Annotated in this window: 13 protein-coding genes; 7 read left to right on the top strand and 6 right to left on the bottom strand. The window is 67.3% G+C overall.

What is annotated here, in order from left to right; translation table 11 throughout:
- Nucleotides 1–16 precede the first annotated feature (16 nt).
- Nucleotides 17–1,036 carry a Bug family tripartite tricarboxylate transporter substrate binding protein gene (locus ACO1BU_RS09450; protein ID WP_424135682.1) on the bottom strand — a complete coding sequence of 340 codons (1,020 nt, stop codon included), beginning with the start codon at nucleotides 1,034–1,036 and terminating at the stop codon, nucleotides 17–19.
- A 107-nt stretch (nucleotides 1,037–1,143) separates the two neighbouring features.
- On the opposite strand from ACO1BU_RS09450, the gene ACO1BU_RS09445 reads away from it, so the two are divergent.
- Together ACO1BU_RS09445 and ACO1BU_RS09440 are read left to right on the top strand one after the other, a co-directional pair.
- Complete coding sequence (locus tag ACO1BU_RS09445; RefSeq protein WP_424135681.1) at nucleotides 1,144–1,965, top strand: IclR family transcriptional regulator; 822 nt, start codon at nucleotides 1,144–1,146, stop codon at nucleotides 1,963–1,965.
- Entirely contained in the window at nucleotides 1,962–2,846 is an 885-nt protein-coding gene (locus tag ACO1BU_RS09440; protein ID WP_424135680.1) for an SMP-30/gluconolactonase/LRE family protein, read from the top strand. Before ACO1BU_RS09445 ends, ACO1BU_RS09440 begins: the two co-directional genes overlap by 4 nt.
- 114 nt (nucleotides 2,847–2,960) lie before the next feature.
- Here the strand turns inward: ACO1BU_RS09440 and ACO1BU_RS09435 are convergent, their stop codons facing one another.
- Nucleotides 2,961–4,268, bottom strand: coding sequence for an NtaA/DmoA family FMN-dependent monooxygenase (locus ACO1BU_RS09435; protein WP_424135679.1), 1,308 nt, complete (start codon nucleotides 4,266–4,268; stop codon nucleotides 2,961–2,963).
- Nucleotides 4,269–4,517: 249 nt separating this feature from the next.
- Here ACO1BU_RS09435 and ACO1BU_RS09430 point away from each other — a divergent pair, with 249 nt between their 5' ends.
- The 5 genes from ACO1BU_RS09430 (at nucleotide 4,518) to ACO1BU_RS09410 (ending at nucleotide 8,539) form a co-directional block, all read left to right on the top strand.
- Nucleotides 4,518–5,102, top strand: coding sequence for a cysteine dioxygenase family protein (locus ACO1BU_RS09430; RefSeq protein WP_424135678.1), 585 nt, complete (start codon nucleotides 4,518–4,520; stop codon nucleotides 5,100–5,102).
- Nucleotides 5,099–5,851, top strand: coding sequence for an enoyl-CoA hydratase/isomerase family protein (locus tag ACO1BU_RS09425; protein ID WP_424135677.1), 753 nt, complete (start codon nucleotides 5,099–5,101; stop codon nucleotides 5,849–5,851). The genes ACO1BU_RS09430 and ACO1BU_RS09425 overlap by 4 nt, the downstream gene beginning before the upstream one ends.
- A gap of 108 nt (nucleotides 5,852–5,959) precedes the next feature.
- A complete protein-coding gene (locus ACO1BU_RS09420) occupies nucleotides 5,960–6,577 on the top strand; it encodes a DUF938 domain-containing protein (protein ID WP_424135676.1) in 618 nt (205 codons plus the stop codon).
- Nucleotides 6,578–6,579: 2 nt separating this feature from the next.
- A complete protein-coding gene (locus ACO1BU_RS09415) occupies nucleotides 6,580–6,960 on the top strand; it encodes a winged helix-turn-helix domain-containing protein (protein WP_424135675.1) in 381 nt (126 codons plus the stop codon).
- A gap of 70 nt (nucleotides 6,961–7,030) precedes the next feature.
- Entirely contained in the window at nucleotides 7,031–8,539 is a 1,509-nt protein-coding gene (locus ACO1BU_RS09410) for a protein adenylyltransferase SelO (protein ID WP_424135756.1), read from the top strand.
- A gap of 36 nt (nucleotides 8,540–8,575) precedes the next feature.
- Here the strand turns inward: ACO1BU_RS09410 and ACO1BU_RS09405 are convergent, their stop codons facing one another.
- The 4 genes from ACO1BU_RS09405 to ACO1BU_RS09390 form a co-directional block, all read right to left on the bottom strand.
- Entirely contained in the window at nucleotides 8,576–9,553 is a 978-nt protein-coding gene (locus tag ACO1BU_RS09405) for a Bug family tripartite tricarboxylate transporter substrate binding protein (RefSeq protein ID WP_424135674.1), read from the bottom strand.
- A 57-nt stretch (nucleotides 9,554–9,610) separates the two neighbouring features.
- The gene (locus ACO1BU_RS09400; RefSeq protein WP_424135673.1) at nucleotides 9,611–11,029 is read right to left on the bottom strand and encodes a UbiD family decarboxylase; all 1,419 of its coding nucleotides are present in this window, start codon (nucleotides 11,027–11,029) and stop codon (nucleotides 9,611–9,613) included.
- Nucleotides 11,030–11,076: 47 nt separating this feature from the next.
- Entirely contained in the window at nucleotides 11,077–12,570 is a 1,494-nt protein-coding gene (locus ACO1BU_RS09395; protein ID WP_424135672.1) for a 4-hydroxyphenylacetate 3-hydroxylase family protein, read from the bottom strand.
- Between the two features lie 92 nt (nucleotides 12,571–12,662).
- The gene (locus tag ACO1BU_RS09390) at nucleotides 12,663–13,214 is read right to left on the bottom strand and encodes a MarR family winged helix-turn-helix transcriptional regulator (RefSeq protein ID WP_424135671.1); all 552 of its coding nucleotides are present in this window, start codon (nucleotides 13,212–13,214) and stop codon (nucleotides 12,663–12,665) included.
- Nucleotides 13,215–13,313: the final 99 nt, after the last annotated feature.

Here is a 13,313-nt window from a genome sequence, read left to right as displayed (position 1 = left end):
GGGCGCGCTTCGCGCCTCATTGCGGCTGGATGCCGGCCTCGCGCAGGACGCCGGCCCAGCGGTCCATCTCGGCATCCACGTAGCGGCGGGCCTCGGCAGGGCTGTCGGCGATGATGCGCTCGGCACCCAGCTCGACCAGGCGCTGACGCAACGGGCCCTCATTCAGCACGGCGGCGACCTCGTTCCGGAAACGCGCGATGATCGGGGCGGGGGTGCCGGCGGGGGCGAAGAGGCCCTGCCACACGCTGAAGGTAGCCGCGGGGAAGCCGGCCTCCGCAATCGTCGGCACGTCAGGCATCACGCTGGAGCGCTGCGCCGAGGAAACCGCAAGGGCGCGGGCCTGGCCTGCCTGGGCGAGGGGGAAGCCGGTGACGCCGGCGTCGTAGAGCATGTTCAGGCGGCCGGCGAGCAGGTCCTGCGCGGCGGGGGCGCTGCCGCGATAGGGGATCTCCTCCATGTGCAGGCCAGCGGCCTTGAGGAAGAGCAGGCTGACGAGCTGCAGCGCGCCGCCGGTGCCGGTGCTGCCATAGGAGAACTCGCCGGGCTTGGCGCGCGCCTGCTCCACGAGTTCGGCGAGGGTGCGGAAGGGGGCGTTGGGCGGAACGAGCAGAACCATCGGGCTTTCGGCCACGATGGTGACGGGAACGAGGTCCTTCTGCGGGTCGTAGTCCAGCTTCGCGTAGAGCGAGCGGTTCACCGCATGGCCGGTATTGGTGAAGAGAAAGGTGGTGCCGTCCGGTGCGGATTTCGCGGCGGCGGAGGCGCCGATATTGCCACCGGCACCGGTACGGTTCTCCACCACGAAGCGCTGCGGCAGGCGCTGGGAGAGGGTGTCGCAGAGAAGGCGCGCGATCACGTCGGTTGGGCCGCCTGCGGCGTAGGGCATGATCACGCGCACAGGGCGGGTTGGCCAGTCGGTGTCCTGGGCGCGGGCGAGGTGCGGGGTGGCCAGGGCCGCTAGCGGCGCCAGGAGGGCGGTGCGGCGAGGCAGGGCAGCGGCGCGCGTGGAGAGCGGCATGGTTGGCTTTCTTCCCATGGGTCCGACCAGCGTCTCGGCACACGAGAATTTCTGCTGGACAGAAATTATTTTTCCTGAGAAGAATTCGTAGGGACGACTGATGTGCGCGTCAACGGGGAAACGTCATGACTGCCGAAGCTGCGCGGCCGGTTCCGCCGAAGCGCCGGGGACGGCCGCCCTCTTCGGCGGCGCAGGCGGCCAAGGGGGAGGCAACTGCTTCGGCGGAGCCGCGCGTGGACGCGGTGGAGCGGGCGCTTTCCTTGCTGGAGGCCTTCACCGACGGGCGGCCGCGGCTGACATTGAGCGAACTGGCGGCGCGGGCGGGGCTGTATCCGAGCACCGTGCTGCGCCTGGCGGGTTCGCTGATCCGCTTCGGCTATCTGCACCGGGATGTGGAAGGCGCATTCCGGCTTGGCCCGACGCCGCTGCGGCTTGGGCTGTTGTACCGGGAAGCCTTCAACCTGGCCGATCGTGTCCGCCCGGCATTGGCTGCACTGACCGCTCGCACGGGCGAGACGGCGGGCTTCTACGTGCGCGAGGGTGCGCAGCGCATCTGCCTGTTCCGGCACCATTCGGACCGGCTGATCCGGCACCATGTCGAGGAAGGATCGCGCCTGCCGCTGGATCGCGGGGCGAGCGGGCGGGTGCTGACGGCCTATACCGATGGAAACACGCCACAGGATGCCGCGGTGCGGGCGCATGGTGTCTATGTTTCATTGGGCGAGCGTGACCCAGAGACGGCGGCGGTGGCCGCGCCGGTCTTCGCGCCGGACGGGCTGGCGGGCGCGCTGGGCGTGGTGGGGCCGCTGCATCGCTTCGACCCGGCAAATTGCGAAAGGCTGGCCGGGATCGTGGCCGAGGCAGCGCAGGATCTGTCGCGCATTCTCGGCGGGACTGCCCCGCCCCGGCCGGAAACCGAATCTGTTCAGCGAAGAGATACGCCATGATGCCTTACGCCGCCCCGGCCATCATCGAGACCACGCTTCACGCCAGCATGCCGGATGCGCTGCGCCGGCCGGTGGTGACGGAGTGGTCGCGCGCCAACAAGCGCGGCGCACCGGTGGACTGCTTCCTGGAAGGGCCCTGCCTGGACCGGGACGGCAACCTGTATGTGACCGACATCCCGCATGGGCGGATTTTTCGTATCGGCACGAATGGCGACTGGATAACGCTGGCCGATTACGACGGCGAGCCGAACGGGTTGGCGCTGCATCCGGACGGCGACCGGTTCTACATCGCCGATTACAAGCAAGGCATCCTGTCGCTGCCGCTTTCCGGCGGTGTGCCGGAGCCCGTGCTCAGCCGCCGGAACAGCGAGCGGTTCAAGGGGCCCAATGATCTTGTATTCGCACGGAATGGCGACCTGTACTTCACGGACCAGGGGCAGAGCGGATTGCACGATCCCACGGGGCGCGTGTACCGGCTAGCGCCGGATGGGCGGCTGGATTGCCTGCTGAGCAATGGGCCGAGCCCGAATGGCCTGGCGCTTTCACCGGAGGAGGATGTGCTGTTCGTCGCCATGACGCGCGACAACGCGGTGTGGCGCCTGCCGCTGCTGCCGGATGGATCGACGGCGAAGGTGGGACGCTTTGCCTCCTTCCACGGAACCTCCGGCCCAGACGGAATGGCGGTGGATGCAGCAGGCCGCTTGCTGGTGGCGCATGCTTCGCTGGGCTGCGTCTTCGTGCTGTCGGAGCAAGGGGAGGTGATGGCGCGGCTGCAATCCTGCCGCGGTCACACCGTGACGAATCTGCTGGTGGATAGCGGGCGGGCGCTGATTACGGAGTCCGCAACGGGGTCGGTGCTGGAAGCTGTTTGGCCCCGATGAGAAAGGCCGGGGAGAAAAATCCTCCCCGGAGCCCCGCATCTTTTTCGTCGGTTTGCCGGGCGCACAGCGCCCCTGGCGTGACAGCGCTAGGGGCATACCTCCCCTTCGGGGCTTTTATCCGGGATTGTGCAGGTTCTCCCGCAGCGTCCGCCCAGCATAGTCCTGCCGGAACAGCCCGCGGCGCTGGAGTTCCGGCACGACCATGCGGCCGAACTCCTCGAAGGTCGTGGGGAAGGTGGTCGGCGGCAGGATAAAGCCATCGCAGGCGCCGGAGCGGAACCAGTCCTCCATCACATCGGCGATCATCGCGGGCGTTCCGGCCAGGAGGTCGCGTGGCTTGCGCACGGCCTCGGAGAAGCTGATGCCCTTGGCACGCGCAACCTGCATCATGCGTTCGCGGTGGCCGTGGACCCCCTGATTGCCGGGCTGGGCCTTTATCGCCTCCGGACTGTCGATCGTGCTGAGGTCGGCACCGACGGACCAGGAACTGGAGGCGAGGACCAGCTCAGGATCCACCAGGGATTCAAAAAGGGCCGCCTTCTCCTTCGCGATCGCTTCCGTCTCACCCACCACCACGGAAACGGTGGGGAGCACGGCGCAAAGATCAGGGGCGCGGCCGAGGCGCTCCATGCGGCTCCGGATGTCGCTACGATAGGCGATGCCGTCCGCCTTGGTGACGGGCGAGCAGAAGATCATCTCCGCCCAGCGCGCGGCGAAGTCGCGGCCGCGGCCGGAAGCGCCCGCCTGCATGATGACGGGCCGGCCCTGTGGACTGCGTGGGATGGAGAGCGGGCCCCGCGTGCTGACATAGCGGCCGCCGTAATTGGCGTAGCGGACCTTGGAAGGATCGGCGAAGACGCCGCTGGCCTTGTCCAGCACCAGCGCATCCTCGTCCCAGCCGTCCCAGAGGGCGCAGCAGGCTTCGAGCACCTCATCGGCCATGTCGTAGCGCAGGTCCTTCGGCGGCAGCGGGGTGCTGCCGTGATTGCGTGCCTCGAACTCACGTGCGGTGGTGACGACGTTCCAGGCCACGCGGCCCTTGCTCAGCAGGTCGAGCGATCCGAGGCTGCGGGCAAGTTGATAGGCATTGGTGAAGGTGGTCGAGAGGGTAGCGCCCAGGCCAAGGCGCGAGGTGACGCGCGCCATGTAGGGGAGCAGCACCATGGGGTCGAGCAGGCTGAGCTGGCCACCGCGGCCGAGATAGTCATCATAGCTGCCTCGGTAGATGTCGGGAATGCCCAGGCCGTCGGCGAAGAAGCAGGCGTCGAAACGCGCGGCCTCCAGCACGCGGGCAATGTGCTCGTAGCGGCTAGGTTCGAAGAGGTCGTCCAGCGTCGCGCTCGGATGCCGCCATCCGCCGGGATAGCTGTGATTCGGGCCAGCCTTCAGATAGGCAACCAGATGCATCTTGCGCACGGTCATCGTGACTCCCCGACGCTATGGATCGTGGCGGAGGCCTGCCGCCTGCGCCCTTCTACCAGCGGTCTCGCGGCGCTGTGAAACCGCCGCGGCCGAACAACAGCAGGTTTCGGGCCACCGGGCCGCCAAGGGCTCGCGGCGTGACGGTTCCACGGGCGGGCGCTACTTTGCGGAGGAGCGTGAGTGCTGGCTTCCGCTGGCTCGACCGCCCAATCTTCCGGCTGAAAGGCTGGGCGGGAGGATATTCACGGCATGGGCATCACGAAGCTGGCGGCCTTCGTCCGGGCAGTGACGGAGGTGGTGGACCAAGTGCAGGGAGAGGCGGCGTTGCTGGACGCAGCGAGGCCGCTGCTCGCCAGGCTGATTGCCGTGGATGATTGGCTGCCGGAAAGCTGCGCCGCCTGGTCGCCGCAATATTATCGCCAGCACCTGATCTACCGTGATCCGGCGGGACGCTTCTCGCTGGTGAGCTTTGTCTGGGGCCCCGGGCAGGCGACGCCGATCCATGACCACACGGTCTGGGGATTGATCGGGATGCTGCGCGGTGCCGAGATCTCCACAAATTTTGAGCGGACGGCGGATGGCCAGCTGCTTCCCTCCGGCGCGCCGGTCCGGCTTGAACCCGGTGATATCGAGGCGGTTTCTCCCAGCATCGGGGATATCCACCGGGTGACCAATGCCTTCGACGACCGGGTGTCGATCAGCATCCACCTGTATGGTGCCGATATCGGCACCGTGCGCCGGCATGTCTTTCTTGCCGATGGCAGCATCAAGGAGTTCATCTCCGGCTATTCCAGCGAACCGGGGCCGGATTTGCTGCGGGAGCTGCAGCGTTGAGCGCCATCCTATCCCCCGTGCGAAGCGAGAGGGACGAGGAGGTCGTGACGCTTTGGCTGGACCGGCCGGAGCGTGGGAATGCGCTTGGGCCGGATCTGGTCGAGGCGTTGGAGCAGGAATTCGGGAAGGCGGTCGCCACGGGAGCCCGGTTGATCGTGCTGCGCGGCTCAGGGCGACATTTCTGCACGGGTCTCGATCTGTCGGATCTGGATGCGATCTCGGACGGGGACCTCGCCCTGCGGGTTATCAGGATCGAGATACTGCTGCAGGCGATCCATGCTGCGCCGGTCACCACCTTGGCGGTCGGGAATGGGCGGATTTTCGGGGCAGGGGCGGATCTTTTCGCGGTCTGTGATCATCGCATTGCCATAGAGGAGGCACGCTTGTCCTTCCCGGGGCCTGCCTTCGGCCTTGTGCTCGGAACCGGACGCCTTGCGGGGTTGGTGGGCGATTGCACCGCGCGGGCTCTGCTGTTGAAGGGGAAGGCGCTGGATGCCCGCACAGCATTGTCCATCGGGCTGGCAACGGAGGTCTTGCCGCCGGAGAGCGTGGCGGCGGCCCTTGAGGCCGCGCGGCACGATGCCACCCGCCTGGACGCGGAGACCGTCGCCATGCTGCACCGGCGGACGCGGCGGGCCGACGACGCGGCTGACCTGGCTGCCCTGGCCCGCTCCGTTGCGCGGCCGGGACTCAAGGAGCGCGTGCAACGCTATCGGGCACGGGTGCTGGCAGAGCGTGGGACCGGTTGAAGCGGGTGCTCAAGCGTGATGCTTGGTGCCGGTATGCAGGCCGATTTCGAGCGAATTTCGGGGATCACGCCCTATGATCCATCCCGGACGATCGGGAGGCATTGAAGCATGAGCGGAGCTTTGTCGGGTGCCCGGCGGCATGCACCGGCCGCGGCGCGCAACCGCGATCCCATTCTTGCGGTGCTGCGGCGCTGGCTGCCGCCGAAGGGCTTGGTGCTGGAGGTGGCCAGCGGTTCGGGCGAACACGCCGTGCATTTCGCCGGCGCCCTGCCGCATCTGGAGTTCCAGCCAACCGACCCCGATCCGGGGGCGCTGGCCAGTATCGATGCCTGGGTGGCGGGCGAAGGGCGCGGAAACATCCGCCCGGCGCTGAGGCTGGACGCCGAAGGGGAAGAATGGCCGGTTACCCGGGCGGATGCGGTGCTCTGCATCAACATGATTCATATTGCCCCCTGGGCGGCGACACTCGGGCTGCTGCGCGGGGCGGCCGCGCGCCTGCCGACCGGAGGTCCCTTGATTCTCTACGGACCCTATCGGCGGGAAGGGCGGCATACGGCGCCGAGCAACGCGGATTTCGACGAGGATCTGCGCCGCAGGAATCCTGAATGGGGCGTGCGGGACCTTGAGGCCGTGGCGGATGCCGCCGCAGCGTGCGGATTTGAGGGGGCCGGTATTCAGGAGATGCCCGCCAACAATCTCATGCTCCGGTTTCGGCTGCAGGGCTGAGAATGCTTCCGACCAAGCGCGTTTCTGCATCCGGGGACGGTGCCAGTCCGCGCCTTAGCATCCGGCTCGACCTGGGAGACGGGGTACGGATCGGCCCAGGTAAGGTGCGGCTGCTGGAGGAGATTGGCCGCGCCGGCTCCATTTCGGCTGCTGGGCGTGCCCTTGGCATGTCCTATCGGCGGGCCTGGGAACTGGTGGAGGCGCTGAATCGCGGCCTCGGCGCGCCGGTGGCGGAGACGGCAGCTGGCGGGGCAGGGGGCGGCGGAGCCCGGCTGACAGGGCTGGGCGAGGCGGTGGTTCGGACCTACCGGGCCATCGAGGCGGAATCCAACGCCGCCGCAGCCGGGCGACTTGCCGACCTCTTGGGCCAGCAGCAGGACTGATCGCGCCGAAGCGAACGGCGGGGTTCTTGTTTCACGGCTGGCCCGGCGCGATCTGAGCCTTATCATGACCATGACCGATGCCGGCACCTTCGAGGCGGCCCGGAAGGAGGAGGCGATCCGCTTCCCCTTCGACAACTCCTATGCGCGGCTGCCCGACCGCTTCCGCGCCCGGCTGGACCCCACGCCGGTGGCGGCACCGCGGCTGCTGAAGCTGAACACCGCCCTCGCCGAGCGGCTCGGCCTCGACCCTGCCGCGCTCGCCACGCCGGAAGGCGCGGCCGTCCTGGCCGGCAACCGCGTGCCGGTGGGTGCCGAGCCAATCGCCACCGCCTATGCCGGCCACCAGTTCGGCAACTTCGTCCCGCAGCTCGGCGATGGCCGGGCCATCCTGGTCGGAGAGGTTGTGGCGCCGGATGGGGCGCGCTTCGACATCCAGCTTAAGGGCTCCGGCCCGACCCCCTTCTCCCGCATGGGCGATGGGCGCGCGGCCATGGGACCGGTGCTACGCGAGTACCTGGTCAGCGAGGCCATGCACGCCCTGGGCGTGCCCACCACCCGCGCCCTGGCGGCGGTGGCTACGGGTCAGGAGGTGCGGCGCGAGACAGCGCTACCCGGCGCTGTGCTGACCCGCGTGGCATCCAGCCATATTCGCGTGGGTACCTTCGCCTATTTCGCCGCGCGTGGAGATGTGGAGGCGCTGAAGATTCTGGCCGACCACGCCATCGCCCGGCACTACCCTGAGGCAGCCGGGACCCCGAATCCCTATCGCTCCTTGCTGGAGGGCGTGGTGGCACGGCAGGCCGCGTTGGTCGGCCGCTGGATGCTGATCGGCTTCATCCACGGGGTGATGAACACCGATAACAGCTCGATCTCCGGTGAGACGATCGATTACGGCCCCTGCGCCTTCATGGATGCCTACGACCCACAGACGGTCTTCAGCTCCATCGATCAGTTCGGCCGCTACGCCTATGGTAACCAGCCCCGGATCATGCAGTGGAACTTGGCCCGCCTGGCCGAGGCCGTGCTGCCCCTGCTCGGCGATACCGAGGAAGCTGCCCTCGCCGTCGCGAACGAGGTGCTGGCGGGCTATGCCCCGGCCTTCGAGGCCGCCTATCTCGGGGGGCTGCGCACCAAAATCGGGCTGCCGGGCGACCGCACGGGTGATGCCGCCCTGGCCGGGGAACTGCTGAACGCCATGGCGGAGAACGGGGCCGACTTCACCCTTACCTTCCGCCGGCTCTGCCGCGCGGCCGAGGACCCGGCCGGCGACGCGGCTGTCCGCGCCCTGTTCACCGATCCGGCTGCCTATGACGCCTGGGCCACCCGCTGGCGCGCCCGCTTGGCGGAGGAGGGCGGCGATCCGGCTGCGCGGGCCGCCGCCATGCGGGCGGTGAACCCCGCCGTGATCCCGCGCAACCATCTGGTGGAGGCCGCGCTGACCGCCGCCATGCAGAACGACGATCTCGGGCCTTTTAATGTGCTGCTGGACAGCCTGGCCCGGCCCTATGAGGACCAGCCGGGCGCCGACGAGCCGCCGGCGCCGGCCGGCGAGCCCTATGTAACTTTCTGCGGAACCTAAGGAGGACGGGGAAGGCCCCGTCTTCCGCCGCGCCGGTTACGCCGGCCTGGAGAGGCCTGCCGTTTTCAGCGTTGTGGCCCATTGCTCCGTCTCCTCCCGGAGCATGCGCGCATAGTCCTCCGGCGTTGAGGAGACGGCGACGGAACCGAAGGAGGCCATGCGCCGGCGGACCTCCGGATCCTTCGCCATGGCCGCGCAGATGGAGGACATGCGGTTCACGATGGGTGCCGGTGTGCCGGCGGGGGCAAAAAGACCGTTCCAGGACTCCGTGACATAGTCAGGGATGCCGCTCTCCATAATCGTCGGCACTGCGGGCAGTTCAGCGCTGCGCTTGGCTGTGGTCACGCCAAGCGGCACGACGGCACCAGCCTGCACATGGGGCAACGCATCGGACATGTTGGCGAAGACGAGGTCCACCTCGCCGGCAATCAGCGCCGTCACCGCGGGAGCGCCGCCGCGATAGGGAATGTGGGTCAGTCGCGTACCGCTGCGGCTGTCGAACAGCAACGCCGAGACATGCATGAGCCCGCCAATGCCACTGGATCCGTAGGTTAGGGAATCCGGCTTGGCCTTGGCCCGCTCCACCAGCTCCCTCACGGAGGAGAGGCCAAGATTCTTGCGTGCGATCAGGACCAGCGGGTTGGTATTCAGGATGCTGACCGGCGCCAGATCCTTCAATGGATCGTACGGCATGCGCTCGATCGCAGGGGAGATGGTGATCGAGCCGATGCTGCCGACCAGGAAAGTGTAGCCGTCCGGCGGAGACTTGGAGACATAGTCACTGCCGATTATCCCGCCTGCGCCGCCGCGGTTCTCAATCACGACCGACCGCCCACCTAGCGCTTCCTGAATGTATTGCGCGGCTATACGGCCCACCGCATCGGTGTTGCCGCCCGGCGGAAAAGGAACAACGAACCGGATAGGCCGGTCGGGCCAGGTACCCTGGGCCCATGCCCCATGCGGAAGGGCAAGGCCCGCCAGGCCCGCCGCCATCAACTCTCGCCTGAACATCATGCCATCTCCATGATTTCCATGCCGCGTGACGGGCCCGTTGTTATGGGGCGCTTTTTTTTAGCCCTGGAACCAGCGCCCGGCTTCGGCCGGATCGCGGGTGAACTGCCCTTCGTTGATCTCGACCGGGGCGAAGGCGATGCGCTGGAAGCGCTCCCGCTCCTCGAAGGGCACGGTCGCATCGATGCCAAGCTTGGCGCGGATGCCCTCATTGCTGGCACGGACATATTCATGCCCGCGCGCGCCAGGAATCAGGATAAGATCGCGCGAAGCCTCAAAGCGGGTGGCCAGCGCGTATTCCACATCCAAGGGGTCGCGGATGTCGATGTCGTCATCCACTACGATGACCATGTCCAGATCCTTCAGCGCCCCGAAGGCCGCGAGGATAGCGTTGCGCTGGAAGCCCTCATGCTGGCGGGATGCCTTCTTCACCTGTACCACGGCGTGGAAGCGATGCATGCCGCCGGCAGTCATCTCCGCATCCACCACGATGGGGACGGCGGGCTGCACGGCCTTTAGCAGGCTGGCCTCCAGCACGTATTTCCGCAGCATCACGGTTTCGCGGCCATAGCCGTTGATCGCGTGATAGACGGGATTGCGGCGATGGGTGACGCAATCCACCACGAGCACGGGGGCATCGTCCTCGGGGGAGGGAAAGCCGACGAACTCGCCGAAGGGACCTTCGCGCACCGTTTGCGTCGCGGAGATATGGCCCTCCAGGGCGATCTCCGTCTCGGCGGGAACCATCAGGTCCACCGTCAGGGCCTTCGCCACCGGCAGGGCACGGCCGGCAAGGCCGCCGGCGACGGCGAGCTCATCCGCGCTTTCCGGCATCTGGGAGCCCATGGTGGCCGCTGTGTAGTGCAGGGCGATATCCGCGCCGATGCAGACCACCACGGGCAGGTCCTCACCCGTTTGCTTCGCCCGCTCGAAGGCGAGGCGAAGATGGCGGCCATAATCGAGCTTGATCGCGACACGGTCCGGACCGACGAGCTGCAGCCGGTGATAGGAGGCATTGTAGATGCCCGTCTGGGGATCGCGCACGATGACGATGCCGGCGGTAAAGAAGCGGCCGCCATCCCCCGGCGCGTGCTTCAGCACGGGGAACATGCTGCCCAGGTCGAAGCCGGTGCGGTGCACCACCTCCTGTACGGGCGCATGGGACGTGACTTGCGGCGGCAATGGGTTGCCGATCGCGCGGCCGACGAATTGGCGAATGGTCCGGAAATCCGTGCCGAAGGCCGCTTCTACATTCTCCCGGCAGGAGAGGAGGTTGCCGATCACGGGCTTGTCGTGCCCGACGGGGTTGGAGAAAAGAATCGCCGGGCCGCCATCGCGCCGCTTCATGATGGCGGAAATCTCGAGATTCGGATCGGCCGGCGCCGCATAGGTCTCGACGCGCCCGGCTTCCGCCATCCGGCGCAGCGCGGCGCGGAAGCGGGTGTCGAGGATCTCGGCATTCGACAGGGTGGCGGACATTCGGATCAGGCGCCTTTCTCTTCGGTGGTGGTGCGCAGGGCAGGCGCCTATTCGGCGGCGAGGCCGCGCGCCGCCTTGGTCCCGTCCAGGTCGTAGGAGTTCAGGACGCCGTCCAGCATCTGCGCGCCGCGTTCCCAGTCATAGGTGCGGAAGGAATGCCCGCGCGTCACGAAGGAGGCGCCGGCATAGAACATCTCGTACTGGGCGTGGCGCGAGGCGAACTCGCTGCCCACTGCGTCCCAGGCCAGCTTGAAGAACTTCACCCGGCCCTCCGGATCGGTGGCCGGGGACCGCTGCGTGCGGTCGATCAAGGCGCGCAGCTCCGGATTGGCAAAGTCCTCGATACCCGAGGGCAGCATGATCATGCCGCCGCCCGCCAGTTCCCGCAGCGTGCCGAGGACCTTGGCGTAGAGCTGCTGCGTCAGGACCTGGGCGGCGTAGAGAAGATGGGCGTCCGGCACGAAATAGGCGCCACGCTGTACGCCCTTGGCCTCCATGCCGTGCAGCATGCCGTCCACCATCGCGGCTTCGGCAGCGAGTTGCCCCAGCATGTCACGCACATTGGGAAAGCCAATGATGCCGTTCATCTCGGCGATGCGGCGGGCCACCGCGGTCAGGAAGCGCAGCTTCACGGAAAGCCGGATCTGCGCCTGATAGTTCTGGAAGATATGGGCGGGCGTGCCGTGAAACTGGCGGGCACAGGCCTCGGTGTCCTGATTCACGAAGATCCGGTCCCAGGGCACCTTCACGTCGTCGAAATAGAGGACAGCGTCATTCTCGTCGAAGCGGCTTGCGAGTGGGTTGTCGTAAACGCTCGGCGATGCTTCCTCATAGGACTTCCGCGACATGACCTTCAGCCCGGGCGCGTTCATCGGCAGCATGAAGGAGACGGCGTAGCGGTCGTCCTCGCCCTTCTTGAGGGGCTGGAGGCTCGTCACCCACACCTCATTCGCCATGATGGCGCTTGTGCCCAGCATCTTGGCACCGCGGATGGTCAGGCCGCCCGCATCCTCGTCCACGACCCCGGCCGTCAGGAAGGGATCGGCCTGCCCCGCGGCGCCCTTGGAGCGATCGGCCTGAGGGTTGATGATGACATAGGTGAGGAAAAGGTCGTTGTCGCGGGCGTGGCGATAGTAGTCCCGCAGAACGCCAGTGCGGAAGCCGCTGCCCTCCAGCGTGTCTAGCCCCATCAGGATGCCGGAAATTCCGGATGCCACATGGTCCGGGCTGCGGCCGATCATGCCGCAATGCGTTTCCGACCAGGCCACCAGTGCCTTCCGGCGCTCAACCAGCTCGGCATAGGAGGTTGGAAGCTGCCAGCAGCGGTTCACCCGTGTCCCAGGCTTGTCCGGGCTCTCAAAAGTCATGAGTTCCAGGTTTTCCGGCCGGGCCTGGAAGTCATACAGCGCGCCCGACGAGGCCACGCTGTTGCGGAAGGCGGGGTGTGTGGTGACATCGGCCACGCGCTGGCCGCGATACAGGACCTCGCGGTTGTCGCGAAGGCTGGCGATGTGCTGCGGGCCGTTCTTCACGGTGCTCATGGATGCCTCCTTCCGTGGGGCAGCGCGAGGGATGGGGGACGGGGCTGCCGGGCCGGGCTCTCCAGGCAGGTTCGCGGCGCCGCGGCCATTGCCTAGCCCCCCTTACGCTGGCCGGCGGCGGCAGGTTCGCTTCCGGCCATGAACTGCAACAGGGCAAGTGACCGGTCGGTGCCAGCCACGAGCTGCGGGATCAGTTTGCGCAGTGTCGCGAAGGATTCCCGGTCCAGGCTTTCGAACAAGGTGTCGTTCACCTCGGTCTGGAAGGGAGCCAGGGCGTCCAGACGTTCATGCCCGGCTGGCGTGACGGACAACATCACCCGGCGCCGGTCCGAGAGGTGTGTTTGCTTCGTCACCAGTCCCTGGGCCACCAGCTTGCCCACCTCGATCGTCACGAAGGCACCGCTGAGATGAAGATGTTCCGCGATGCAGGCTACGCCGACGGAGGGCTGGCATTCCTCCAGATGGGCGATGGAGATGAGGATGGAGTAGGCCGCGCCACCCAGGCCGATCTGCCGTGCCAGTCCGTTCCGCACTTCCTGCAGCCGCGCCGAGAAGGCGAGCAGGTCGTGGACGAGTTGCCGGAAGGACTGGTCGGTTCCCGCCCGGTCGAGGAGCGCCTTCCTGCTGACGGTCAGACGAGACAAGGGCGGAACGTCCTTCGCAGCCGTTTTGTATTTGTGGGATAGCTTTGTGGCAAAGACAATCCCAAAATGACGGCTCGCGAAACGGAAACGGAGGCGTAG

Source organism: Roseomonas chloroacetimidivorans (assembly GCF_049629625.1).
GTDB lineage: Bacteria > Pseudomonadota > Alphaproteobacteria > Acetobacterales > Acetobacteraceae > Roseomonas > Roseomonas chloroacetimidivorans.
This window is presented reverse-complemented; position numbering and strand designations above follow the sequence as displayed.

What these genes read in the sequence shown, in the direction of transcription:
- ACO1BU_RS09400 (WP_424135673.1), bottom strand. Translation starts at nt 11,029, where the DNA reads ATGTCCGCCACCCTGTCGAATGCCGAGATCCTCGACACCCGCTTCCGC.
- ACO1BU_RS09420 (WP_424135676.1), top strand. Translation starts at nt 5,960, where the DNA reads ATGAGCGGAGCTTTGTCGGGTGCCCGGCGGCATGCACCGGCCGCGGCG.
- ACO1BU_RS09395 (WP_424135672.1), bottom strand. Translation starts at nt 12,570, where the DNA reads ATGAGCACCGTGAAGAACGGCCCGCAGCACATCGCCAGCCTTCGCGAC.
- ACO1BU_RS09450 (WP_424135682.1), bottom strand. Translation starts at nt 1,036, where the DNA reads ATGGGAAGAAAGCCAACCATGCCGCTCTCCACGCGCGCCGCTGCCCTG.
- ACO1BU_RS09410 (WP_424135756.1), top strand. Translation starts at nt 7,031, where the DNA reads ATGACCGATGCCGGCACCTTCGAGGCGGCCCGGAAGGAGGAGGCGATC.
- ACO1BU_RS09415 (WP_424135675.1), top strand. Translation starts at nt 6,580, where the DNA reads ATGCTTCCGACCAAGCGCGTTTCTGCATCCGGGGACGGTGCCAGTCCG.
- ACO1BU_RS09435 (WP_424135679.1), bottom strand. Translation starts at nt 4,268, where the DNA reads ATGACCGTGCGCAAGATGCATCTGGTTGCCTATCTGAAGGCTGGCCCG.
- ACO1BU_RS09405 (WP_424135674.1), bottom strand. Translation starts at nt 9,553, where the DNA reads ATGATGTTCAGGCGAGAGTTGATGGCGGCGGGCCTGGCGGGCCTTGCC.
- ACO1BU_RS09445 (WP_424135681.1), top strand. Translation starts at nt 1,144, where the DNA reads ATGACTGCCGAAGCTGCGCGGCCGGTTCCGCCGAAGCGCCGGGGACGG.
- ACO1BU_RS09430 (WP_424135678.1), top strand. Translation starts at nt 4,518, where the DNA reads ATGGGCATCACGAAGCTGGCGGCCTTCGTCCGGGCAGTGACGGAGGTG.
- ACO1BU_RS09440 (WP_424135680.1), top strand. Translation starts at nt 1,962, where the DNA reads ATGATGCCTTACGCCGCCCCGGCCATCATCGAGACCACGCTTCACGCC.